The sequence below is a fragment of the Acinetobacter sp. AOR18_HL genome (genome assembly GCF_027855145.1).
GTDB lineage: Bacteria > Pseudomonadota > Gammaproteobacteria > Pseudomonadales > Moraxellaceae > Acinetobacter > Acinetobacter pittii.
Window position 1 is genome coordinate 66284 of record NZ_JAKTIG010000064.1, and the last position, 21855, is coordinate 88138.

Annotated in this window: 29 protein-coding genes and 1 other RNA gene; 19 read left to right on the forward strand and 11 right to left on the reverse strand. The window is 36.6% G+C overall.

Annotated elements, in window-relative coordinates:
• Positions 1-39 precede the first annotated feature (39 nt).
• Genes MKL51_RS16440 through lpxA form a run of 4 tightly spaced genes read left to right on the forward strand, consistent with a single transcriptional unit; the run spans position 40 to position 2892 of the window.
• Positions 40-540: an OmpH family outer membrane protein gene (locus tag MKL51_RS16440; RefSeq protein ID WP_002115728.1), complete on the forward strand. Its 501-nt coding sequence runs from the start codon at positions 40-42 to the stop codon at positions 538-540.
• Positions 541-544: 4 nt separating this feature from the next.
• Entirely contained in the window at positions 545-1615 is a 1071-nt protein-coding gene (gene lpxD / locus MKL51_RS16445; RefSeq protein ID WP_032042374.1) for a UDP-3-O-(3-hydroxymyristoyl)glucosamine N-acyltransferase, read from the forward strand.
• Between the two features lie 6 nt (positions 1616-1621).
• Complete coding sequence (fabZ, locus tag MKL51_RS16450) at positions 1622-2107, forward strand: 3-hydroxyacyl-ACP dehydratase FabZ (RefSeq protein WP_002115603.1); 486 nt, start codon at positions 1622-1624, stop codon at positions 2105-2107.
• Positions 2104-2892 carry an acyl-ACP--UDP-N-acetylglucosamine O-acyltransferase gene (lpxA, locus tag MKL51_RS16455; protein ID WP_017385998.1) on the forward strand — a complete coding sequence of 263 codons (789 nt, stop codon included), beginning with the start codon at positions 2104-2106 and terminating at the stop codon, positions 2890-2892. The genes fabZ and lpxA overlap by 4 nt, the downstream gene beginning before the upstream one ends.
• A gap of 58 nt (positions 2893-2950) precedes the next feature.
• Here the strand turns inward: lpxA and MKL51_RS16460 are convergent, their stop codons facing one another.
• A complete protein-coding gene (locus MKL51_RS16460; RefSeq protein WP_005068911.1) occupies positions 2951-3826 on the reverse strand; it encodes a YbgF trimerization domain-containing protein in 876 nt (291 codons plus the stop codon).
• Between the two features lie 314 nt (positions 3827-4140).
• On the opposite strand from MKL51_RS16460, the gene ffs reads away from it, so the two are divergent.
• Positions 4141-4237, forward strand: an RNA gene (gene ffs / locus MKL51_RS16465) — signal recognition particle sRNA small type.
• Positions 4238-4250: 13 nt separating this feature from the next.
• Here the strand turns inward: ffs and MKL51_RS16470 are convergent.
• From MKL51_RS16470 to MKL51_RS16485, 4 genes are all read right to left on the reverse strand, one after another.
• Positions 4251-4733, reverse strand: a complete 483-nt coding sequence (locus MKL51_RS16470) for a regulatory protein RecX (protein WP_005068912.1) — start codon at positions 4731-4733, stop codon at positions 4251-4253.
• 60 nt (positions 4734-4793) lie between these two features.
• On the reverse strand, positions 4794-5840 hold the full coding sequence (gene recA, locus MKL51_RS16475; protein WP_002115680.1) for a recombinase RecA: 1047 nt from the start codon (positions 5838-5840) through the stop codon (positions 4794-4796).
• Between the two features lie 145 nt (positions 5841-5985).
• Complete coding sequence (locus MKL51_RS16480; protein WP_270904360.1) at positions 5986-6414, reverse strand: RNA-binding S4 domain-containing protein; 429 nt, start codon at positions 6412-6414, stop codon at positions 5986-5988.
• Positions 6398-7084 carry an HAD-IA family hydrolase gene (locus tag MKL51_RS16485; protein ID WP_032006903.1) on the reverse strand — a complete coding sequence of 229 codons (687 nt, stop codon included), beginning with the start codon at positions 7082-7084 and terminating at the stop codon, positions 6398-6400. Before MKL51_RS16485 ends, MKL51_RS16480 begins: the two co-directional genes overlap by 17 nt.
• 88 nt (positions 7085-7172) lie before the next feature.
• Between MKL51_RS16485 and MKL51_RS16490 the strand changes: the two genes are divergently transcribed.
• Entirely contained in the window at positions 7173-8642 is a 1470-nt protein-coding gene (locus MKL51_RS16490; protein ID WP_321221094.1) for a tyrosine-type recombinase/integrase, read from the forward strand.
• A 148-nt stretch (positions 8643-8790) separates the two neighbouring features.
• Here MKL51_RS16490 and MKL51_RS16500 read toward each other — a convergent pair whose 3' ends face one another.
• The 5 genes from MKL51_RS16500 to MKL51_RS16520 all read right to left on the reverse strand — a co-directional run bounded on the left by MKL51_RS16500 (position 8791) and on the right by MKL51_RS16520 (position 11182).
• The gene (locus MKL51_RS16500) at positions 8791-9081 is read right to left on the reverse strand and encodes a hypothetical protein (RefSeq protein WP_079281856.1); all 291 of its coding nucleotides are present in this window, start codon (positions 9079-9081) and stop codon (positions 8791-8793) included.
• A gap of 156 nt (positions 9082-9237) precedes the next feature.
• Positions 9238-9609: a hypothetical protein gene (locus MKL51_RS16505; protein WP_031980691.1), complete on the reverse strand. Its 372-nt coding sequence runs from the start codon at positions 9607-9609 to the stop codon at positions 9238-9240.
• The gene (locus MKL51_RS16510; protein ID WP_057073784.1) at positions 9606-9935 is read right to left on the reverse strand and encodes a hypothetical protein; all 330 of its coding nucleotides are present in this window, start codon (positions 9933-9935) and stop codon (positions 9606-9608) included. The genes MKL51_RS16505 and MKL51_RS16510 overlap by 4 nt, the downstream gene beginning before the upstream one ends.
• A gap of 270 nt (positions 9936-10205) precedes the next feature.
• A complete protein-coding gene (locus MKL51_RS16515) occupies positions 10206-10481 on the reverse strand; it encodes a hypothetical protein (protein WP_032037673.1) in 276 nt (91 codons plus the stop codon).
• A gap of 11 nt (positions 10482-10492) precedes the next feature.
• The gene (locus MKL51_RS16520) at positions 10493-11182 is read right to left on the reverse strand and encodes a S24 family peptidase (RefSeq protein ID WP_057073783.1); all 690 of its coding nucleotides are present in this window, start codon (positions 11180-11182) and stop codon (positions 10493-10495) included.
• 126 nt (positions 11183-11308) lie between these two features.
• On the opposite strand from MKL51_RS16520, the gene MKL51_RS16525 reads away from it, so the two are divergent.
• From MKL51_RS16525 to MKL51_RS16585, 13 genes are all read left to right on the forward strand, one after another.
• The gene (locus MKL51_RS16525) at positions 11309-11542 is read left to right on the forward strand and encodes a helix-turn-helix domain-containing protein (RefSeq protein WP_057073786.1); all 234 of its coding nucleotides are present in this window, start codon (positions 11309-11311) and stop codon (positions 11540-11542) included.
• 32 nt (positions 11543-11574) lie between these two features.
• Positions 11575-11949 (forward strand): hypothetical protein, encoded by a 375-nt coding sequence (locus MKL51_RS16530; protein WP_057073782.1) that lies wholly within the window; start codon positions 11575-11577, stop codon positions 11947-11949.
• A gap of 230 nt (positions 11950-12179) precedes the next feature.
• Complete coding sequence (locus MKL51_RS16535; RefSeq protein ID WP_057073781.1) at positions 12180-12362, forward strand: hypothetical protein; 183 nt, start codon at positions 12180-12182, stop codon at positions 12360-12362.
• Complete coding sequence (locus MKL51_RS16540) at positions 12359-12808, forward strand: hypothetical protein (protein WP_057073780.1); 450 nt, start codon at positions 12359-12361, stop codon at positions 12806-12808. Before MKL51_RS16535 ends, MKL51_RS16540 begins: the two co-directional genes overlap by 4 nt.
• A complete protein-coding gene (locus MKL51_RS16545; protein WP_057073779.1) occupies positions 12805-13467 on the forward strand; it encodes a hypothetical protein in 663 nt (220 codons plus the stop codon). Before MKL51_RS16540 ends, MKL51_RS16545 begins: the two co-directional genes overlap by 4 nt.
• The gene (locus tag MKL51_RS16550; RefSeq protein ID WP_057090933.1) at positions 13464-14951 is read left to right on the forward strand and encodes a hypothetical protein; all 1488 of its coding nucleotides are present in this window, start codon (positions 13464-13466) and stop codon (positions 14949-14951) included. Before MKL51_RS16545 ends, MKL51_RS16550 begins: the two co-directional genes overlap by 4 nt.
• Positions 14948-16426: a DNA cytosine methyltransferase gene (locus MKL51_RS16555; RefSeq protein WP_057073777.1), complete on the forward strand. Its 1479-nt coding sequence runs from the start codon at positions 14948-14950 to the stop codon at positions 16424-16426. The genes MKL51_RS16550 and MKL51_RS16555 overlap by 4 nt, the downstream gene beginning before the upstream one ends.
• A 3-nt stretch (positions 16427-16429) precedes the next feature.
• Positions 16430-17455 (forward strand): hypothetical protein, encoded by a 1026-nt coding sequence (locus MKL51_RS16560; protein WP_057073776.1) that lies wholly within the window; start codon positions 16430-16432, stop codon positions 17453-17455.
• Positions 17452-18216: an ATP-binding protein gene (locus tag MKL51_RS16565; protein ID WP_057073775.1), complete on the forward strand. Its 765-nt coding sequence runs from the start codon at positions 17452-17454 to the stop codon at positions 18214-18216. Before MKL51_RS16560 ends, MKL51_RS16565 begins: the two co-directional genes overlap by 4 nt.
• A complete protein-coding gene (locus MKL51_RS16570) occupies positions 18213-18743 on the forward strand; it encodes a hypothetical protein (protein ID WP_057073774.1) in 531 nt (176 codons plus the stop codon). Before MKL51_RS16565 ends, MKL51_RS16570 begins: the two co-directional genes overlap by 4 nt.
• 2 nt (positions 18744-18745) lie before the next feature.
• Positions 18746-19477 (forward strand): hypothetical protein, encoded by a 732-nt coding sequence (locus tag MKL51_RS16575; RefSeq protein ID WP_057073773.1) that lies wholly within the window; start codon positions 18746-18748, stop codon positions 19475-19477.
• Positions 19474-19872: a hypothetical protein gene (locus MKL51_RS16580; protein ID WP_057073772.1), complete on the forward strand. Its 399-nt coding sequence runs from the start codon at positions 19474-19476 to the stop codon at positions 19870-19872. The genes MKL51_RS16575 and MKL51_RS16580 overlap by 4 nt, the downstream gene beginning before the upstream one ends.
• Positions 19869-20630: a DNA-methyltransferase gene (locus MKL51_RS16585; protein ID WP_057073771.1), complete on the forward strand. Its 762-nt coding sequence runs from the start codon at positions 19869-19871 to the stop codon at positions 20628-20630. Before MKL51_RS16580 ends, MKL51_RS16585 begins: the two co-directional genes overlap by 4 nt.
• A 145-nt stretch (positions 20631-20775) precedes the next feature.
• Here the strand turns inward: MKL51_RS16585 and MKL51_RS16590 are convergent, their stop codons facing one another.
• Positions 20776-21801, reverse strand: a complete 1026-nt coding sequence (locus MKL51_RS16590) for an IS30-like element ISAba125 family transposase (protein WP_079265503.1) — start codon at positions 21799-21801, stop codon at positions 20776-20778.
• Between the last annotated feature and the right edge of the window lie 54 nt (positions 21802-21855).

Genomic DNA, 21855 nt, shown 5'->3' on the forward strand with positions numbered 1-21855 from the left:
ACGACTTGACTAAACAATGAAATAAGGACACAAATTAAGATGAAAAAATTAAATATATTAATGTTAGGGTTAGGCCTTACAATTTCTGCTATGACTAATGCTGCTGGTTATGGTGTTATTGATCTTGCTAAAGTTGTTGAAAGTAGTACTTATTTAAAACAACAAAATGCAAGTTTAAATCAATCTGTTAAACCAACAACAACTCGTCTTGAGCAGTTGGGTAAAGAGTTAGAAGGCCTTCAGCGTCAAGCCCAAACTCAAGGGCAAAAAATGAAAGAAGATGATATTAAGAAGCTTCAAACTCAATATCAGTCAAAATTAAATGAATTTAATTCGACTCAACAAGGTTTGCAGTCTAAAGTTCAAACTAGTTTGCAAGGAATGAACTCAACTTTTGAGACTCGTGTGAAGCAAGCAGCTGAACAATTACGAAAAGAAAATAATCTTGACTTCATTTTGAATAAAAATTCGACCGTTGCCTATGACGCTAAATATGATTTAACTGATAAAATGATACAAAAGGTTAATTCAATGAAATAAATTAATGAAAGTGCAACATTATCGTTTAGATGAACTAGCTCACCTAGTTAATGGTGAGTTAGTCGGTGCGGGTAGTCTTCAATTTATAAATCTGGCAAGTTTAGAAAATGCTGAACCTTCTCATATTACTTTCGTAAATGGCGAAAAGTATATCGATCAAGCAAAGACTAGCCGTGCGGGTGCGTACATTGTTACAAGCTCTATTAAAGAACAGCTTACTGATAAACAAAATTTTATTATTGTTGATAATCCATATTTGGCTTTTGCCATCCTTACGCATGCTTTTGATAAAAAGATCACATCAATAGGTATTGAAAGTACTGCTCAAATTCATCCTTCTGCAATTATTTCTGAAAAAGCATATATTGGCCATTACGTTGTAATTGGTGAAAATTGTGTAGTAGGTGAGAACACGATTATTCAGTCTCATACTCGTCTGGATGATAATGTGGAAATTGGAAAGGATTGTTTTATCGATTCTCATGTCACCATTACTGGCGGTTCTAAATTACTTGATCGTGTTCGAGTTCATGCAAGTACTGTAATTGGTAGTGAAGGCTTTGGATTTGCACCATATCAAGATAAATGGCATCGTATCGCACAATTAGGTTCAGTTATCATAGGTAATGATGTCCGCATTGGATCAAATTGTAGTATTGATCGAGGGGCACTAGATAATACGATTTTGGAAGATGGGGTAATTATTGATAATCTTGTGCAAATCGCACATAACGTTCATATAGGTTCCAATACAGCTATTGCTGCTAAATGTGGAATTGCTGGAAGCACTAAAATTGGCAAAAACTGTATTCTTGCAGGAGCTTGCGGTGTGTCTGGTCACCTTTCAATCACTGATAATGTGACTTTAACTGGAATGTCAATGGTCACAAAAAATATTTCTGAAGCTGGTACCTATTCTTCAGGAATTGGATTATTTGAAAATAGTCATTGGAAAAAGACAATTGTACGCTTGCGACAATTAGCAGATGTGCCATTGACCCAAATCACTAAACGACTTGATCATATACAAGCTCAAATAGAGTCTCTTGAATCAACTTTTAATTTGCGTAAATAGAATATTATGACCGAGTCAACTACACCTAAATTTGCCATCCCTGAATTACCAATGCAGATTCAAACGATTCGTCAATATTTGCCGCATCGTTATCCTTTCTTATTGGTTGATCGTGTGACTGAAGTTACTGACAATAGTATTGTTGGTTATAAAAATGTTTCTATCAATGAAGAGTTCCTACAAGGACATTTCCCAGAATATCCGATTATGCCGGGTGTCCTAATTGTAGAGGCATTAGCTCAAGTTTCGGGCGTTCTAGGTTTTATTATGAACAATGAGACGCCAAAACCAGGTTCTTTATTCCTCTTTGCTGGTGCAGAAAAGGTTAGATTTAAAAAACAAGTAGTTGCAGGCGACCAACTTGTATTAAAATCTGAATTAGTAATGCAAAAACGCGGTATCTACAAATATAACTGTACGGCTACCGTTGACGGTATTGTAGCAACAACCGCTGAAATTATGATTTCACACCAAAAAACAGAGCAGGCATGAGCAATCACGATTTAATTCATTCTACGGCCATTATTGATCCATCTGCAGTGATTGCCCCGGATGTCCAGATAGGACCTTATTGTATTATTGGTCCAAATGTGACGATTGGCGCTGGTACTAAATTACATTCACATGTTGTAGTTGGTGGTTTTACCAAAATTGGTCAAAATAATGAGATTTTCCAGTTTGCAAGTGTTGGTGAAGTTTGCCAAGACTTGAAATATCAAGGTGAAGAAACTTGGTTAGAGATTGGAGATCATAATTTAATTCGTGAGCATTGCAGTTTACATAGAGGAACTGTACAAGATAATGCTTTAACTAAAATAGGTAGTCATAACTTATTGATGGTTAATACGCATATTGCACATGACTGTATTGTTGGTGATCATAATATTTTCGCAAATAATGTTGGTGTTGCTGGACACGTTCATATCGGTGACCATGTCATTATTGGTGGTAATTCGGGAATTCATCAATTCTGTAAAATCGATTCTTACAGTATGGTTGGTGGAGCATCTTTAATTTTAAAAGATGTGCCAGCTTATGTTATGGCATCTGGTAATCCAGCACATGCGTTTGGTATTAATATAGAAGGTATGCGCCGAAAGGGTTGGTCTAAGGATACAATTCAAGGCCTTAGAGAAGCTTATAAATTGATTTTCAAATCAGGCCTGACTTCTGTTCAAGCTGTTGAGCAGATTAAAAATGATATTCTTCCGAATGTTCCAGAAGCTCAATTATTAATTGACTCTGTTGAACAATCAGAACGTGGTATTGTGCGTTAAGCCGAGATATTCAAAAAAAGACACCGCAGATCGCGGTGTCTTTTTTTCTTAAAAACTTTTATTTATTAAAAAATTTGGCTTCTTCAGATTTTGGATACTGACTTAAGATTTTAGCTTTATATTGGTTTGCTGATACAGTGTTTTTATCAACATCTTTGGCAATACTGTAGAGTTGATAAAGCGCACGAGGAGCTTTACTAGAATTTGGGTATTGCGTAGCGACTACATTATAGTTCTTTTTAGCTTCATTATAATTTACCGGATCAGTTGCTAAATTAAACTCAGCTAACCAAAAATAGGCATTGCCTGTATAAACGCTATTAGGATGATTTTTGATAAAGTTCTGCATTGGAGCAATCGCTTTTTTCGCTCCACCTTGTTTGTAGGCATCTAAAGCGACAGTATAAGCTGCTTTTTCAAGTTCTACAGGGTTCGATTGATTTTGCGTAGCAGGCGATGAAGCTGGTTGTGTTACTTGCGTTTGTGAAGGGGAAGTAACTTGACTTGCAGCAGTTGTAGTAGTACTAGCTGCTTTATTGTCGGTAGGAGGAGCTTCTGAGCTTCCGGTAGCTGTAGCATCACTATTTGCTGTATTGTCTGGTGCTGCACTTTCTGGATCTACTTTTTGATTTAGTAATTCCAAACGCTGGTCTAAATCAGTATAGCGATTAGATAAATCTTTTTTCAGTTGTTCAATATCATTCGATTGTTCTTCTAACTGTCCGCGTAAGGTACGTATATCATTTTCTAATTGTTGGTTTTTTTGCATCAATTCCCAATTTAAATTACTAGGGACTGAAGCGTTATTCGATGAAGTGTTAGTTGAACTACCACCACTTTGACTTAAACCGCGCGATTCAATTGGAATATTGGCATAGAGAGAAGTAGTGCTCATTAAGGCAATAAATAATAAAGAATGCTTCATCAATCGCATGAGTATAGGTCCATAATTTTATGTAAAAGCTAACTTGAGAAGGGAATATGTAAACTATTCACATTAGCTATCTAAGGTTTTAATTGATCATTGCAATTAAAACAGCTAACAATATAAATGCAAGAATAGTTTACAATCTTCAAGCATATTTTATTCAAAATAAGTATCAAGAAAGAATATAAGATAAGAGATTCTAGGAATTTATATGTTTTTGACGATGAATTAATCAATTGAAACATAAACTTGCTTAAAATTGAGAAGAAGGCTTGCAACTCTTTTAAAAATCTCTATACTCTGTTTTGCAATGGTAGCCCCGCTGGTGGCTTCGCAATTGTACTCTGTGAACCCCGCCAGGACCGGAAGGTAGCAACGGTAGCAGATCTATGATGTGCCGAAGTTTTGCTAGTGGGGTTGCCACCATCTTCTAATCCGATCTCCGTTGGATTGCCTTCATAATTACATCTAAATCAAATCCTCTATATTGTAAAAACCTCATCTGTTTTGCTTTAAGTTTAGGATCTTTTTCTACTTCTTCACCAAACTTTTTCACTTTAAGTTGATAAGCCTGTTCCACCCAATCAATATTATGAATTTCATCTGCAATTAAATCATTTTCGATTTGTTTAGTTTTTAAAGCTTGTTTGATGCGTTTTGGCCCTTTGCCTTTACGAATTTGGCTAGCCAATGTTAGTTCTGCAACGCGTTGGTCACTTTGATAATTTTGCTCAGATAACTCTTCAACAAGTTGCTTAACCTCTTCAGGGTTTTGTGCATAACGATTCAATTTCTCGATAAGTTCTGCTTTCGAATAATCTCGACGAGTCAATAACGCAAAAGCATATGAGCGCAAACGTTGACCTGTTAGCAAAGCGCGTTGTTGGGGCTGTTCTTCTGTTCTTTTGAACATATTTAATATTTCCTTGTAAAAAACGCCCCGAAGGGGCGTTTTAAGACTTATTAGCGGTAATTAAGACTCTAATAGAAGATCTTCTTCTTCATCTTCCACCTGTACAGCACCATTAGTACCCGTAGTTAGCAGTTGTTCACGGATAATCTTTTCAATTTCTCCAGCCATTTGAGGATTTTCTTCAAAGTGGCGGATAACATTGTTTTTACCTTGGCCAATTTTATTGCCTTGATATGAATACCAAGCGCCTGCTTTTTGCACGATATCTTGTTGTACAGCTAAATCTACAAGTTCGCCAAGCTGGTTTGTACCTTTACCGTATAAGATTTGGAAAATAGCTTCTTTAAAAGGAGGAGCCATTTTGTTTTTAACAACTTTAACTCGAGTTTCAGAGCCGATGATTTCATCACCTTCTTTGACCTGACCAATACGGCGGATATCTAAACGTACAGAAGCATAGAACTTCAATGCGTTACCACCAGTCGTAGTCTCAGGGCTACCAAACATTACACCAATTTTCATACGGATCTGGTTAATGAAAATAACCATACAGTTCGAGCGTTTAGCGTTACCCGTAATTTTACGTAATGCCTGACTCATTAAGCGAGCTTGTAAGCCCATGTGAGAGTCACCCATTTCGCCTTCAATTTCTGCTTTAGGAGTAAGAGCAGCCACTGAGTCGACAACGATTAAATCAATTGCACCAGAGCGAACTAGCATGTCTGCAATCTCAAGTGCTTGTTCACCGTTATCAGGTTGCGATACAAGTAGATTATCAATGTCCACACCGAGTTTACGTGCATATTGTGGATCTAATGCGTGTTCTGCATCGATAAATGCACAAGTACCACCAGCTTTTTGACATTGTGCAATCGCTTGGAGAGTCATTGTGGTTTTACCAGAAGATTCTGGACCATAAATCTCAACGATACGACCTTTCGGTAAACCGCCAATCCCCAATGCAATATCTAACGTCAAAGAACCTGTAGATACAGCTTCAACTGCTTGAACAGTGTTGTCACCGAGACGCATCACCGTATTTTTGCCAAATTGTTTCTCAATTTGACTTAGCGCGGCTTGTAATGCTTTGCTTTTATTCTCATCCATCTCAAAAACCTCAATACTCTAAGTTCATCACGTTTAACCCAAGTGGATGCATTGAATCTCAACTTGTTTCACAGGGCTAATAGTGACAGATTTTTTCTATAGCTTCTATGTGTTGTCTGTGTGTGTGCGACACAACTCGACGTTTTTATTCATCACCATACGACCAGTGTTGATCATTGTCCTGTTTAAACCGATTAATCTGTCTACGATCCTTTTTACTCGGTCTATGATCAGGTCGAGCAAGATTATGCAATTTTCGTTGGGATGCAATCAACTCCCGTCTAGCAATACTTACTTCTGTTTCTTCATAAAGTTGCTGGGCAACTGGTGCTGGACCACGTGTGTTCGAAAGCGCTTTTACGACAACGGTTTTTTTATCAAAACCTTGTTGAATAATCAGTTCCATTCCAACAAGAATTTCTTTGGAAACTTTTACACGCTCATTATTGTGATGTACTTTACCTCCTTCGATTGCTGCTTTAGCAATTGAACGAGTTTTAAAAAAACGAGCAGCCCATAACCATTTGTCGATACGCATGGTCTCTACAGCATCGTTTTCAAGCGATTTTGACATCATTATCCTTTCTATCAATTTGATTCAATATAGACAGCAATTCTGTAAGTCGATCTAGTGCTTTATATTCTAAATCTTCATGCTTTCTTACATCCTTTAGACTTGAGGGCTGCAAGATAGTAAACAAGTGCTTGATACCAAATTTTTCAGCTGTTTTTAGTACAGGAGCTGTATCATCAATAAAAATGGTTGCTTCTGGGTCGAAAGGGTGTAATTTTTGGAGCTCTTGCCAAAAATGAATATCTTCTTTTGCATAACCAATTTGTTCACTCGATACGATTACGTCAAAGAAGTGTTCAATTGCAACATTATCGAGCTTTAACCGTAAGCTTGCACGATCGGCATTTGTAACTAACCAACAACTATATCCTTGCTTTTTCAGTTCCTGCAGAAGCTCAATACAACCAAACCGAGCTTGAATTTTTGTCTGAAATTCTTGCTGTAATTTGAGTACATCAACGCCTACAGTTTTGGTCCAATAAGCTGATGAATACCAAACAAGCGTATGTCTATGTGATTGATAAAACTGATATAGTGTTTTTTGGCTCTGGTCGAGTGGAAGTTGATGTATCTCTGCATGTCGCTTAGGAAGACATTCATTCCAGATGAAATCATCAAAAGCGAGATCTAATAGCGTACCATCCATGTCAAACATTACAATCTTAGACATGCGTCAAAAATCTCCAAAGATATTCAAAGCACAATTTTTCAAGTGATTTAGTCATATAACCTTTAAAAAATAATAATTTGTGAGTGTTTTGTGGCATTCAAAGAAATTCAAAGCTCAACAAAGTAATTCATGCAACAAACAAAAATTTGTACAAGGATTTGTACAAAATATTATAGCTGGCATGGAAGGTAAGTTGCTTAAGATATTTTGTAAGTTGGTTTTTTATGATGTGAAAATGGCTTTAAGTGATACCTGGTTAAAATCAAATAATGGAAAGTTGAGAGAAACTACTCAAGTAGTTAATGACAGAGACGGTTTATCAGTTCGCATTTCTCCAAAAGGGAAAATTGTTTTTCAAATGCGTTACAGATTTAACAACTCTTCAAAACGTATGGACATTGGCACTTACCCAATGATGTCCTTAAAAGAGGCGAGAGCAGAAGTTCTTGAAAATAAAAAGGAATTAGATAAAGGAAGAGATCCGTTACAACTAAAATTAAAAAAAGAGACAGCATACTTAGCGCAACCAACCGTTCGGCAAATATGTCTAGAATTCTTTGAGACCGCAGCCGCTCATAAAGCAGCCTGTAAAGATGATAAAAGAGCTTTTGAATTACATGTTTTTCCTAGATTAGGTAAACGTATTTGTGATGAAGTTACTTTACAGGAATGGTCGCAGCTTCTATTTACAATCGTTAGTTATGCAAAAACTGTTGCAATAAAGGTATTAGGTAATTTGAAGCTAATCATGAAGTGGGGGTGCATTCATGGAAAATTAAAAGAGCAGACTTTATTGCATATTAGAGCAATTGATTTAAATGTTCGTAAAAATCCTAGGACGAGATATTTAACTGAACAAGAAATTTTCTGGGTAATCCATGCGACATTTCTATCAACAGGAATATCACCTAAAAACAAACTAATGATACTGATGTTATTAATTTTTGGTTGTCGAGTAGGTGAGTTGAGAACAGCTAAAAAGAGTGACTTTGACTTTCATAATCATACTTGGACAATTCCTCCTGAGCAGCATAAAACTGGTGCAAGATCTAGAAAAGCTATTGTTAGACCTATGATTCCTCAAGTAGAAGTTTTAATTAAACAAGCTTTTGAACTTTCTCCGCCAGATTGTGAGTGGGCTTTCCCAATTATTAGAGCAAAAAAATATAAACCTACTCAAAAAGGATTTCAAACAACTATTCCTATTTATATTAATGAAAACGTCAAACGATATTTTGATGTTGATATGAACCATTGGACCACACATGATTTGAGACGAACAATGCGGACACACATTGCTGAATTTGCTCCTCCGCACATTTGTGAAATCATGCTGGGGCATGCTTTGCCACAAGTATGGGGAACTTATGATTTAAATCAATATTTAGAACCTCAGGCACAAGCTTATGCAAAATGGTTTGATAAGCTTTGTGCCATTATAAATAACTATGAAAGATTTGATATTAAAGGCTCAATTTCAAGTGATTCTAAATACCCATTTCTACTTTCCCAAGATGCTACGGCTTTAACACCATATAAGTTAGTAGCTCTTCCATGACCTCTAATTATTGGTTCAGGAAAGGGGTCGGAGCCTCTTTCCCGCATATTTTTTAAAGTACCTTTAGAAATTTTGTACCTCTGTAAAATCTCTGGGGTTGAGATATAAATTGCCATTAAATTTAGACCTCCTTTTTTTTAGCTTTCATTTAGGCAACCAATTGGTATCTAAGTTGATTCATTCTGGATAAACCACGCATACGTAATTGATCAATAAAGTGTTTATCTCTATTCATCCAGGTTCTACAAAATGAAGTAAATCTTTTTTGACACACTTCATTCATTTCAAAACCTTTTTTTGTTTCTATTAGGGAAATCTTTGCCACTTCTTTGCCACGCTTCATAACGATGTATCCTTTTTTATAAGAAGGATAGAAACCACTTTCTGACATCCAAACTGTGAATGGATATGACATAGAGTCAGGGATGTACTTCATCATGTTAGAATCTCCAAAAAGAATCTTTAAGTTTCGCTTTGAAGAGCAAAGCTTCAGTTTCATGAAGTGATACATTTGAGAAAACTTGTATTCGTTTACCGATCACAGTAAAGGTTCTAGTTTTGCTGTTATAAATTTGAATCATTAAAGTGACTCCAACTACCGTGTACCTAGAAAGCCACGACGCATTTTGTAAGCTTTGCGGTCTGGAGAGGGAATATGCGTTTTACCGAGAATTTGACCTAATTCGCGCTTTCTTTGTCGCGAAATTTCTTCTTCCAAGTTGCGGAGAATCCATTCTCTTGAATTAAGTGTATGTTGAGAAACGGGAGTCAATACACCAGTTGCATCAACTGTATAAACACGGGTTAACGTATGCGGTGCAGCATATACGGTGTAGCCTAAACGTACTTTATATAAATTTTGCTCTTCATCTTTACCTATATATTCACGGAATGTTGATTTATGGCCTGATTGATTATTGGAAAAATTTTGGGTTCTTTTAGCGCCACGTAAAAAATTAGTTCTCATTGTGCACCACCTAATTTAACAACACGTACTTGGACTTCAACTGGTTCGCCTGAGTTAAATTGTTCTTGCCAATGTTGTGCCTTCTGCTCACGTACTTGGGCTTCTGCATCACATGCATAAAGAAAAGCAATTGCTAATGCACTAAATATAAGAAAACATAAAAAATACGGCCATTTACTATCTTTTTTAAACAGTAGATCATGTGCTGACGGATGCTGATAAAGTTTAGAAGTAGCTGGTTTATTTGTTTTATTCCCACTCAGTTCAGGTACAAAACAAATAGGGGTAGATGGGGACGATTGACTGCTTATATATTTCTGATTCATAATAATTCGCCTTGATACGTAAAGTATTGGTAGAAAAAGCCTCGAAGCCGTCCAAAGTCATCGAGGCTTTTTCATGTTTTGGTGAAATTATTATTCATCAATGAATAGATTAATTCAATAATAAATAATTCACCAATGAATTAATTGTATATAAAGTAATCAATTTAATTTGTGAGGGCTGAAAAAAAACCAGTTTCAAACTGGATTTTTCCTATTTATTTACATGTATTTACAAGGGGTAACATTCAACTGAACAGAATCCAAACATTTTTAATTTTTGATCAAATTATTTTTCGTCAAAATCATTAATCTTGCTAACTCATGATTAAAACTATTTAAAGCTTCTTTTATCTTTAATGCTGCTAACTCATGGTTTTCAAAATTATCCAAGATGAAAGATTGTTCAACTAACGGATGGTGTTCATTAGAAATATTTTTAATATTTAAAAGAATATTAGCAGCTAATTCAGGTTGAGTTTTTATAACTTCTTCTGCGAAAGTTGTTAAAACGCTATTAATTCCTTGAAATTCAGATTCTTTAAACATCTAATTTTCCCTTAAAACTCTCTATGCATACCGACGACTTTACCCACTAACTTACATTCTTCTGTTAGTTTGATAATTTGTTCAGGCCATTTAGTATTTAGAGGCTCTAAATATTTTTCTTCACCTTCTTCAATAATTAATCTCTTAAATGTAGCTTGTGTATCACCAGCGCATGAAACAATAACTAAATCATTTGTTTTTAAATCAAAAACTGGAAAATCTGGATTTACATATATTCGATCACCTGGTTCAAATTTCGGTAACATCGAGGTACCAGTAACTATAAGTCCATAGGCATTTTTCCCGGCCTTTTTCATAGGTGGAAGCCATTCAAGAACCTCAGTATCTTTTAATACAGTGTGAACGTCTGTAAATGATCCTGCTGCAACCCATGAAATGACTGGAACGAGATCCCCATCTAATTTTAATTTATTTGTTAAATTTACATTATTATCAAGTAACCCATCTTTCTCATTACTTTTTTGATTTTCAATAACTTCTAAATCGCTATTGATAAGTGTATTTGCATCATAACCAGCCCATGAAGCAAGTTTCTCTACTGTGGAAATTTTAGGTTCTTTATATTGCCCGTTCTCCCAACGAAAAAGTGTTGGTTGTGGTACTCCAGACTTTTTACTAAGCCCTGTAGTAGTGGTGCTGTACTTCTTTAACAGGTACTTAACATTTTTTTGAAGGTACATTTTTCCAACTCCAAGATGGATAACTAATTTTATTCAAAAATGAATATTTTTTGTGAAACAATTCATTGGTGTATTGACAACTATTCATTAGTGAATAAAAATATGCTTAAACACGGAGAAACTAATATGTGCATGAATATTCAAGATAAGGTTATTTACCTTTCAAACAGCCGAGGTTTGACTCAACAACAAATCTCCGAACGAACTGGAATTTCTCAAAGCTCAGTTTCAAAAATCTGTAGAGGTGAGCAAAAAGAAGTTGCTTATAACAAAGGTGCAGCTTTAGACGCTTTAGTAGCCATTGAGCAGAAGAAAGAGGACGTTGAATTAAATTCCAAAAATCTAAAAGCATCTGCTTGATTAATCCTATTTGTAGGATAAGAGACTTAAGTATGGCGGAAAAACTTTTAGCAAATGCTTCAGCAAAATTATCTTTAGAAGAAAAAGCAAAGATGGAATGGATTGCCAAACTTGAAGGCAAGAACTCCATATCTAATCTCATCCGCTCTATGTGTAAGAAAAAGATTTCAGAAGTAGAAGGTGAGATGGCTAATAAAAGCTCTCTAGAAGTAATTAAAAACATTTGCACAAGAAAAATCTCAGAAGCAGAAACTGAATACGAGTTTCTCAGAAATGTTTTTATTGGGTCAAAACAAACTGGGTATACCGAAGATACCTTTGAATTAGTGCCTTTACGGGCAGAAAAATCACGGCATTCAAATGCATGTGACAAATCAGTCCAGCTGGATCTACTTAGCTGGAAATAAAAAACCATTTCCTGTTGGCGCAGGAAATGGTCATGGCAGTTCAAAACCTTGGAAGAAATGAACGTGAGTAATTTAGCAAATCATCCTTGCTCAGGCAAATGCACTGATTTTAATGGAGAACAGTGCTCGACTTGTCTAATCAAACAAGATGCCCCGCAACAAATCGCAGAACTTCAAACCGATGAAGACAAATTTCTCAATCGTGCTTTATCAGCACAAAGGGAGATTTCATGACATCTAAAAAGGTTTGGCCGTTAGGAACTAACCATACCGATTCTGAAGGTACGCCGTGGAAGCGTGACAATCAGAACAATTGGTGGTTTTGGCAGGAAAATTTTGGCTGGTCACGTTACGTGGGGCTAGTGAATAAAGCTTTCTTAGATTCTCGTTTTGAAGTGGGGGAAGACCAATGATTTATGAAATCAGTAAACATCAAGAAAAATTCAGTTTTGAAGCACCTAATTTAAAAATTGCTGCTTTAGTAGTTTGTTCATTATGTCATGGGCAATATCCAGCGATATCTGTAGATGGTGAGCTGGTCGTACCACCATTTATTTTTGGTGGTCATGATGAATGGTTCATTACTAATTTTGGTAAAAATTTCGTCGAAACTCTTAATGAAATTCTTTCTCAGGAAAAGGAACAACTCTATAAAAGCTTAAATTCTGTCTTAATTGGATCTTCAGAAGGCAGAAAGGCATATCAGGAATCTAAGGAATTCACACCTCATACACCTAAAGCAGTGTTGGAACATTCGAAAGATAAACTTAACTCTAAATACAATAATTTTTGCCAATATGCTTGGGCTTTTGCAGAGCAAGTGAGCTTATTTAAATCTGCACAGGTGGACGAAGCATGATTGAAAATCCAATTACCTTTAATGCTTCGATGATTAGAGCACTTTTAGCTGGTCGAAAAACGCAAACTCGTCGAGTTATCAAGCCTCAACCAACTTTAAGTCAGTCTTCTGGTTTTAATTGGAAAGGTCGCTCTTACGGTATTAATTCTACCTATAAGGGCACGATTAAAAATTTTGTAGATTGCTTTAATGTTTGCCCGTACGGAATGGTTGGTGATCAGCTTTTTGTACAAGAAACTTATGGAACCAAAATTAGAAGCGTTGGTGGAACGCCACATGAGTCATTTGCATATAAAGCAGATAATCCAAAAGAGATTGCATATTACGACTGCCATGGTGAAGAGATCGATGTGGTATGGAAGTATCCAAGCGAAATGCCTCATTCAGCTGCTCGTATATTTCTAGAAATAACAAATGTTTTTGCAGAGCGTTTACATCAATTATCTGAAGAAGATGCATTAAAGGAGGGAATACAAACTATACCTAAGTATGATCGTTATGTGCTGGACAATGGGGGGCAATACGCTGGTCTTTCAAGTGATAATTACCTTGAGGTCTATCAGTGGTTTTGGGAAGAATCTTACGGTCAAGAATCATGGAATGAAAATCCATGGGTTTGGGTAATCGAATTTAAGTTTATCCAAGGCGGTGCATCATGAGTCAAATTACATATAGAGAAAAAACCTTAATTATTCTATTTGGTTCGGATAAAGTATTTTCCATTAAAAAGATCACCCAATCAAAAAAAGGTCCAAAATTCAAAGTTTATGAACTTGAAACGAGAAAAGAGTCAACTATTGATTTATCAGCTATTGAGCGCGAAGCAACAACTGCTGAAATGATTTTTAAAAGACGTGTTCTTGAAGTTGATCCTATTGATACATCAATTAAATTTTCAGGAAAAATTCATTTTCATAATGCTTCAATGGTTATCAGTGCTGATCGACCAGATTATAAAAATTGGTCTGAAGAAGAGGCTCATTGGAAAACTCAACTACATCTGCAAATGTTTAATTTAGTTTTAAAAGAATTAAATAAACTTGGATATACCATCAAGGCGCAAAAAAATATTTTTACTGGCCCTAATAGTAAGTATTGCAGAAAGGGAGATTTGAGACTTGATGTAATAGTTGAATATGGCTCTATAAAATTAGATTTTTACCAAAATGTAAATGCACCTAATCGTCCAGATCATGGGGGACGTTATGAGTTTGACCAGCATAAATTAATGCCATATTTAATTTTGTTGGAAATGAAGCGAACCCGTAATCGAATCAAAAAATTGATTTTGGATAATTTCGATTTTTCATTTGATGATGACTTCCGTAGAAAATCATTTTGGGATTGTATTGGTCCTGAAGGATTAACTGTATATGAATGGATTCAGGAGGACTATAAGAGTGAAGGGTTTACACCTGAAAAATTAGAGGCATCTCACGGTTATAATTCTTCTTATAACAATGAAAGCGCAGATAAGAAGCGTTTAATTCAAGGACAAATTGTTTGGTTTTATGATCGAAAGGGTCGTCTCAATTTTGGCAAAGCTTATTACCGCTCAAATAGCATGTGGTGGGTTGTTACTGGTAAATATGCTCACGTAATTGAAAGCAGCCATTCATTATTTGTGGAAAAACCACATGATATTCGTGTGAAAAGAAATAAGGATGTCCGCAAATACATTATTAGCCAAGTCATCTTCGATGCTAAAAATAATGGAAATTACTTATTAGCAGAGAAACTTCAAAAGCTATTTGATCGTGAATTTGATGATATAGGGCTGTTTATTACTAGAGAACAGGCTCGAAATTACTTTACACATGTGGGTCTGAATTACGAACAAATTACCCTAAAGAAAATCAAAAAGTTACAAGAACTCTTAAATTTCCATTTAAAAGCCAGTGGTATTTTTAGAGCTTCATTGTCATGTGATAAAGATATTGATTTCAAATTCACTGACGATGGTGGAATGGCTCACGCTGCTATTAAATGCTCAGCTGATTACTTTAAAGGCCGTCAAGCAGTTGATTTTGAGAAAAATGGTTTTATTGGCTTTGCTGGATGGTCTGATTCTCAAGCTTTAAAGCCAATTCTCGAAGCGTTTGTTGAGTGGTGTGATCTCATGAAACAGGAGGTTGCAGCATGAATATGTGCCTCAACCTTAACTTACTACCCCATGAATTGATTGTAGATAATTTTGCTGGCGGTGGAGGTACTTCTACAGGCTTAGAAAAAGCTTTTGGACGTCCTGTAGATATTGCAATTAATCATGACCCTAAAGCCCTTGCAATGCATCGTGCTAATCATCCAAAAACTCGCCATTTTTGTGAAAATGTTTGGGATGTTGACCCTGTAAAAGTTACAAATAATCAGCCTGTGGGTCTAGTTTGGCTTAGTCCTGATTGCAAGCATTTTTCAAAAGCGAAAGGCGGCAAACCTGTTGAAAAGAAAATAAGAGGTTTAGCTTGGATTGCTTTGCGTTGGGCCGATTTAACCCGCCCAAGGATCATCATGTTAGAGAATGTTGAAGAGTTCAAAACATGGGGGCGCATAGGTGAAGATGGGAAACCCGATCCTAAGTATAAAGGTGAAACATTCCGTTCTTTTATCCGTGCGTTAAGGTATCAGGGTTATAGCGTTGAATGGCGAGTAATGAAGGCTTGTGATTATGGTTCTCCTACTATTCGTAGAAGATTTTTCATGGTTGCTCGACGTGATAATTTGGCAATTGAGTGGCCTAAACCTACACATGGGGATCCTAAATCTAAAGCAGTTAAAGCTGGAAAACTTCTACCATGGCGTACAGCTGCAGAATGTGTTGATTGGTCAATTCCATGTCCAAGTATTTTTGCACGTAAAAAACCGTTAGTAGAGGCTACCTGCCGCCGTATCGCAAATGGATTGGTCCGTTATGTGATTAACAATCCTGAACCTTTTGTAGTCCCTGCAAATGCAGCAAATGATGCAGCGCCATTTTTAACTGAATGCGCGAATTCTTCTACTCCTCGATCTATGCCTATTGATGAACCTCTTCGGACAATATGTGCCGGTGTTAAGGGTGGACATCATGCATTGGTGACTGCATTTATCGCAAAAAATTACACTGGCGTAATTGGAAGTGATGTTCGTGATCCAATTCATACAATCACTGCAAAAGATCACAACAGCATCGTGGTAAGTAACCTGGTGACTTTAAGAAAGAATAGCACTGGTCAAGTTGTTAATGAGCCATTACCAACGATTACATCAAGCGGAGCTCATTTTGCACAAGTTCAGGCTTTTCTAACTGCATTTTATGGCAGTGAAACAGATGGTAATGATATTGCTCAACCCCTAAGAACAATAAGTACTCGTGATCGATTTGGAATTGTCACAGTTAAAGGGCAGCTGTATCAAATTGTAGATATTGGCTTCCGTATGTGGCAACCACATGAGCTTTTTGCAGCTCAAGGTTTTCCATCTAATTACATCATTGAGTATGGCATTGATGAATTTGGTAACACCATAAAACTAACTAAAACTGAACAGTGTCGAATGGTTGGTAATTCTGTACCGCCTCAATTCTCTGAAGCTTTAGTACGTGCAAATTTTGCACATGAACAACGTTATGAGGCAGCTTAAGAAATGGCAAGATCTAGAAATATTAAGCCATCATTTTTTATGAATGAAGACATTATTGAATTACCTTTTGAAGCTCGTTTGTTGTTTATCGGGCTATGGATACTAGCAGACCGTGAAGGACGGTTAGAAAATCGACCTAAGAAAATCAAAATGTCCTTATTTCCAGCAGACGAAATAAACGTTGCAGAACAGTTAGAGAACATTTCTAAGTTTGGTTTTATAGAGTTATATAACGCTGATGGTACTGATGTTATCCAAATCGTAAACTTTGTTAAGCATCAAAATCCACATGGTCTTGAAAAGGACAGTGACTTACCTAACAAAGATGGTGTCTACACTGTTCATAATCGTAACCCTAAAAACAAGACTATTGTGGGAAAGCCAATCCAAGTAAGTAAAGCTGATTTAAAGCACTTTTATGACAAAACAGGCCCTTTTGCCCCGAAAACTACGCCTTCTGCTAGTGAAAACAGTTATCAAGATAACGAATCGAGTCAGGCAAACGGTAACGGGAATACACAAGAACAGTTAGAAAACAGTTCTACAACTGTTTCTATCTCAGACCAAAACGCCCTGATTCCTGAATCCTTTAATCTGAATCCTGAATCCTTTAATCTGAATCCAGAAGATAATAACAACTCCGCTGTTAGCGAAGTTGAATCAACCCTTCAGAAATTTAGTTTCAAGTCAGCTTTGAAAAAACATGGTGTACCTGAAAAGGACGCTACTGAATTCATGCAAATCAGAAAAGCCAAGAAAGCCCAAAATACTGAAAACGCGTTTGACGCCTTGTTAAACGAGTCCAGAAAGGCAGGTATCACACTTCAACAAGCAATCGAGTGCTGTTTGAAAAGACAAAACCCGTGGGGCGCTTTCAAAGCGTCATGGTACCAAAACGATAAATCGGAAGTTAACACTGGGCAATCACAGGGCCATCAATCATTACCACGCAATGTGAATGAGCAGTGGGGTGCTCCAAAACAATATGATCCAGTACCTCACACAGAAGTGGAGGGTGAATTGATATGAACTCAATGCCTCAGAAATTGGAATATAAATTTTCCCCTACAAATCAGATTTGTAATATTCACAACGAAAACATGATCAATGTACATGGTCGAATCGTTTGCCAGTCATGTGTTGAGGAACTCATGGAACAGTCAAATGAAAAATATGAAAGTGAGAAGAACAATCGTATTTTACATTTGAAAATGGCCCGTGCTGGTATTCCTAAAAGACATGTAAATAGCGGCTTTGGTAACTATGCTGTAACTCACAAAGGACAAGACAACGCTCGTAAAACTTGTGAAAAATTCACTATGGATTTCAATGGAGGAGATTTTAGAAATTTACTCCTTGTTGGTCGCACTGGTACGGGTAAGACTCATCTTGGTTCATCAATCCTAAAAAATATCATAATCAAAAACAGTGAAGCTATTTACGTTACTTCTGCTGATCTTGCAGAAGATATCGTAGGGGCTTATCGCCGTAGTGGTGATAGTGAAGAAGAAGCGCTAAAACGTTATGTGAGTAAAGATTTATTAATTATTGACGAATACGGCTTACATGACCGTGCTGAAAAACGCCCGCAGCTTCTAGAGAGTGTCCATAAAGTTTTACTCACTCGTTATGACGAGTTGAAGCCAACAGTAGTGATTTCAAACCTAAGTCTTTCTGAGGTCCGCGAAGATCTTGGGGACCGACTATGGTCAAGATTTCAACATGATGGCTTAGATATTGTGGAGTGTGATTGGGATGATGCTCGTATAGGTGGAGGTAAAGCACAGTGAACGCATTTGTTGATATGAAAAAATCGGAATACGCATTAGTTGCTTACTCAAACGTTGCAGCTAAATCAAAAGAGCGTAAAGCTTTAGAAAAAGCAGTTAAAAAATGGTTAAAAAAACCAGGTAATAAAATTAAAAAAATTACCTCTGAAGAAGTTGAAATTATTGCAGTTACTCATGGTACAGCATCAACGTATAAACGAATGGGTTGTCGCTGTGAAATTTGTGTTACTTGGGCCATTTCATCAGGTTTTGTAAAAACGAAGCCGAAGTCTGAAATAAAACGTGGTCCAGATGAGCGTCAATTGCGTATACAGGCACAAAAACAAGGTTTAGATAGGTTTGCTCAGGTGTTTAAAGAAGACTGGCAATTACTAGCATTTGAGATCGGGTATGCGATTACAGCTTTTCAACTTGAACGGGTTTATCAAGGTAAGTCTGAAATTGATCAATATTTCACATGGAAGTATGTGAAGAAAGTTGCTGATCAATTGGTTGCTGAAAAGTTAAAAGCTAATGGGGGAGTGTGAATATGAAATCTAATTCAACCAGCAGAAAACGATCAAAAAAATACAATCCAAACAAGCTAACACCAGCGCAAGTTCAAGCAAATCAGAGAAAGGCTGAATTGCTTAGAGAAGCTGCTCTAGAATATGAGTTTAGCATGCGTTTTGTTTCGAAAGATATTCGAGAGTTTATTGAAAATAAAAATATCGAAGAGGCAGCTTTACTAGAACGTTTCCCAAATCGTTTATCAATTCCATATCACTTCTGTATCGCTGCATACGATTATCAGGATTTGGCGATTGTTCAAGTACTCGAGCATGTTAATGAATGTGAACAATGGAATGTTGAGCTCACTATTACGATGTCTGATAGAACCGATATGTATGAAGGTTCAATAATTGTAAACCAACCCCTTACAGCTCCAAAGATGAATTACTTTGAGTTTTGGTCTGGTAAAAATGATTGTTATGTTGATTTAGGTGGTGGCATACGTATCAAAGGCTGGAAAGGCTTAAATGATGAGATTTTAAGAGCCTTAGAACATAACAAAAAAATTCCAGATGGCTTTGGAATAGACCGTCTTGAAGTCTATGTAACCACATCAGCCAGTTTTAAGAGTGTTCATACATATCAAGAGTTTTTGATTGTAGCCGAATGGATAAATAAGGGGATAGCCGAGGAGCAATTACGCAAACTTTGGATTGCTGACCAACTTATTGGCAACGGCAGATCATTTGGTTATGAGGGCGCAGCATGATGAGAAGATTTAAACAACGCCAGCGTCAACAGAGAAATATTTGGGCATTGCTTAACAAACCAATGCCACGTGATTTTAAAGTAGGGGATAAAATTACAACTCTTTTATGTGATGACATCCTTACAGTAATTGGTATTGGTCATGGAGACTTTCTAAAGGCCAAAGGGTTTAACTGTCACGGTATGAAAGACGGTGTATGTAATGTACTTAGTTTTCAAGTAAATCACGCTACTAAAGAGGAAATTGAGGCAGGACATCGCATTGATAAAGTAGTACCAACATATGCAGATATTAAATTTCCTTACATGGTGTTTACTGGTGTACAGGTAGGTGCGGTTTTAAAGTTCACACAAGAGATTGCTGATATAGAACGTATAGTCGAGACAACGGCATGAAAAATAAAATTCAATTAATGCTCGGTGATTGTCTAGAACGAATGCGGGAAGTTGAAACTGGAACCGTAGACATGATTTTGTGTGATTTACCTTATGGAACTACATGCTGCAAATGGGATGTAGTAATTCCATTCAAACAGCTTTGGGAGCAATACGAAAGAGTAATAAAGCATAATGGCGCGATAGTTTTATTTTCTGCACAACCATTCACATCAATACTAGCTACCTCTAATCTTAAGTTGTTCCGATATGAATGGATTTGGGAAAAACCTGCTGCAACTGGCTTTTTAAATGCTGACATACAACCCTTACGTGCTCATGAAAACATTCTTGTTTTTTATAAATCGCTTCCTACGTTTAATCCGCAGAAAACGTTCGGGCATAAACGTAAAACAGCAAAAAGGAAAGATATAGGATCAGCACTGTATGGTAAGCAGATGAATATTAAAGACTATGACTCTACTGAAAGATATCCTAGATCTGTACAAATTTTCAGTCGTGATTTTCCAATAGTACATGATACCCAAAAACCTGTAGACCTTTGTGAATTCTTGATTCGTTCATACACAAATCCTGGCGAACTTGTGCTTGATAACACAATGGGAAGTGGAACTACTGGAGTAGCCTGTATTAATACTGGACGTAATTTTATCGGTATTGAAAAAGATATTAAAACTTTTCAAACAGCTGAAGACCGTATAAACGAGGCGCGTAAAAATAAAGATAAGCAGCCAGATCTCTTTGGAGAAATAGCATGAACTCAATGGCAAAATTAGGTTTATATGGCAATGCAGAAGGAAAGACAGATGTATGGGCCACTCCACAAAACTTATGGAGGACTTAAGTGACGTAAATCTTTTCACTTAAACTATAAATAAGCTTTTCTTATGAAGAGCGGCGAATTCAAACATGAGGTGCGACAGTTTGAAAAGTCTTATGATAATCAACAAGCTGAGCAAATTTCTCTAATGGTGTAAGCCAATCTAACGCTTTTCTAGGACGAGTATTCAGTGACATGGCAACTTGATTTAAATAATGCTGATCTGCCTGATTTAAATCAATCCCTTTAGGTAAATATTGCCTAATTAAACCATTCATATTTTCGCATGTGCCTTTTTGCCAAGGTGAATGTGGGTCACAGAAATATACATCTATGCCTAAATCTTCTTCGAGTATTTTATGTTCTGACATCTCGCGTCCACGGTCATAGGTCAACGTTTTACGCAGTTCTGCAGGTAAATATTTCAGAGCTTCAGTTAAAGCCTTGCGCACTGATTCTGCCTTTGCATCAGGTAATGTTGCCAAGATACAGAGCCGTGTATTTCGTTCAATAAGTGTTGCTATCGAACTTTTATTGTCTTTACCTTTAATTAAATCAGCTTCCCAATGACCCGGTATTTTTCTTTCTTGAACTTCGGCTGGGCGCTCATGAATAGTTTTAATATCCTGTAATATAGAATCTTTTTTAGGTTCACCGTTAGCTTTTCGCTTTTTATTTTCATGACGCAGACAGGATAATAAGTCTTTTTTCAACTCACCCTTGGGTAATGCTCGTATCGTTGAATAAATCGTTGTATGGCTTACATTCATTGTTTGATCCAAATCAGGAAATGTCTTTAAACGCTTTGCTATTTGCTGAGGAGACCATAAACAACGGATCGCTTCAACAATAAATTTCCAGAGGATTGAATCGATTTTGAGTTTTCTGTGACCACGTCTACGTCTAGCGAAGGTGTTATCAGAAGCATATCGAGCTTGATAAACGTCATTGATGCTATTTCTTTTAAGCTCACGATAGATCGTACTAGGATGTCTTTTAATGAGTTCAGCAAATTTTCTGGCTGAAAAGCCTTCTTTTCTTGACTCAAGCATTAATGCAGTACGATCTTCAAAGTTAAGATGATGGTATGACAATTTTATATACTCCATAAACCCTTTAAATTAATTAGGTGGTTTATGTCGCACTTCAAGTTTTACTCTGCC

Excerpts from the sequence above, each read along its gene's own strand:
- MKL51_RS16440 (WP_002115728.1), top strand. The coding sequence starts at position 40 with ATGAAAAAATTAAATATATTAATGTTAGGGTTAGGCCTTACAATTTCT.
- lpxD (WP_032042374.1), top strand. The coding sequence starts at position 545 with ATGAAAGTGCAACATTATCGTTTAGATGAACTAGCTCACCTAGTTAAT.
- fabZ (WP_002115603.1), top strand. The coding sequence starts at position 1,622 with ATGACCGAGTCAACTACACCTAAATTTGCCATCCCTGAATTACCAATG.
- lpxA (WP_017385998.1), top strand. The coding sequence starts at position 2,104 with ATGAGCAATCACGATTTAATTCATTCTACGGCCATTATTGATCCATCT.
- MKL51_RS16460 (WP_005068911.1), bottom strand. The coding sequence starts at position 3,826 with ATGCGATTGATGAAGCATTCTTTATTATTTATTGCCTTAATGAGCACT.
- MKL51_RS16470 (WP_005068912.1), bottom strand. The coding sequence starts at position 4,733 with ATGTTCAAAAGAACAGAAGAACAGCCCCAACAACGCGCTTTGCTAACA.
- recA (WP_002115680.1), bottom strand. The coding sequence starts at position 5,840 with ATGGATGAGAATAAAAGCAAAGCATTACAAGCCGCGCTAAGTCAAATT.
- MKL51_RS16480 (WP_270904360.1), bottom strand. The coding sequence starts at position 6,414 with ATGTCAAAATCGCTTGAAAACGATGCTGTAGAGACCATGCGTATCGAC.
- MKL51_RS16485 (WP_032006903.1), bottom strand. The coding sequence starts at position 7,084 with ATGTCTAAGATTGTAATGTTTGACATGGATGGTACGCTATTAGATCTC.
- MKL51_RS16500 (WP_079281856.1), bottom strand. The coding sequence starts at position 9,081 with ATGATGAAGTACATCCCTGACTCTATGTCATATCCATTCACAGTTTGG.
- MKL51_RS16505 (WP_031980691.1), bottom strand. The coding sequence starts at position 9,609 with ATGAGAACTAATTTTTTACGTGGCGCTAAAAGAACCCAAAATTTTTCC.
- MKL51_RS16510 (WP_057073784.1), bottom strand. The coding sequence starts at position 9,935 with ATGAATCAGAAATATATAAGCAGTCAATCGTCCCCATCTACCCCTATT.
- MKL51_RS16515 (WP_032037673.1), bottom strand. The coding sequence starts at position 10,481 with ATGTTTAAAGAATCTGAATTTCAAGGAATTAATAGCGTTTTAACAACT.
- MKL51_RS16520 (WP_057073783.1), bottom strand. The coding sequence starts at position 11,182 with ATGTACCTTCAAAAAAATGTTAAGTACCTGTTAAAGAAGTACAGCACC.
- MKL51_RS16525 (WP_057073786.1), top strand. The coding sequence starts at position 11,309 with ATGTGCATGAATATTCAAGATAAGGTTATTTACCTTTCAAACAGCCGA.
- MKL51_RS16530 (WP_057073782.1), top strand. The coding sequence starts at position 11,575 with ATGGCGGAAAAACTTTTAGCAAATGCTTCAGCAAAATTATCTTTAGAA.
- MKL51_RS16535 (WP_057073781.1), top strand. The coding sequence starts at position 12,180 with ATGACATCTAAAAAGGTTTGGCCGTTAGGAACTAACCATACCGATTCT.
- MKL51_RS16540 (WP_057073780.1), top strand. The coding sequence starts at position 12,359 with ATGATTTATGAAATCAGTAAACATCAAGAAAAATTCAGTTTTGAAGCA.
- MKL51_RS16545 (WP_057073779.1), top strand. The coding sequence starts at position 12,805 with ATGATTGAAAATCCAATTACCTTTAATGCTTCGATGATTAGAGCACTT.
- MKL51_RS16550 (WP_057090933.1), top strand. The coding sequence starts at position 13,464 with ATGAGTCAAATTACATATAGAGAAAAAACCTTAATTATTCTATTTGGT.
- MKL51_RS16555 (WP_057073777.1), top strand. The coding sequence starts at position 14,948 with ATGAATATGTGCCTCAACCTTAACTTACTACCCCATGAATTGATTGTA.
- MKL51_RS16560 (WP_057073776.1), top strand. The coding sequence starts at position 16,430 with ATGGCAAGATCTAGAAATATTAAGCCATCATTTTTTATGAATGAAGAC.
- MKL51_RS16565 (WP_057073775.1), top strand. The coding sequence starts at position 17,452 with ATGAACTCAATGCCTCAGAAATTGGAATATAAATTTTCCCCTACAAAT.
- MKL51_RS16575 (WP_057073773.1), top strand. The coding sequence starts at position 18,746 with ATGAAATCTAATTCAACCAGCAGAAAACGATCAAAAAAATACAATCCA.
- MKL51_RS16580 (WP_057073772.1), top strand. The coding sequence starts at position 19,474 with ATGATGAGAAGATTTAAACAACGCCAGCGTCAACAGAGAAATATTTGG.
- MKL51_RS16585 (WP_057073771.1), top strand. The coding sequence starts at position 19,869 with ATGAAAAATAAAATTCAATTAATGCTCGGTGATTGTCTAGAACGAATG.
- MKL51_RS16590 (WP_079265503.1), bottom strand. The coding sequence starts at position 21,801 with ATGGAGTATATAAAATTGTCATACCATCATCTTAACTTTGAAGATCGT.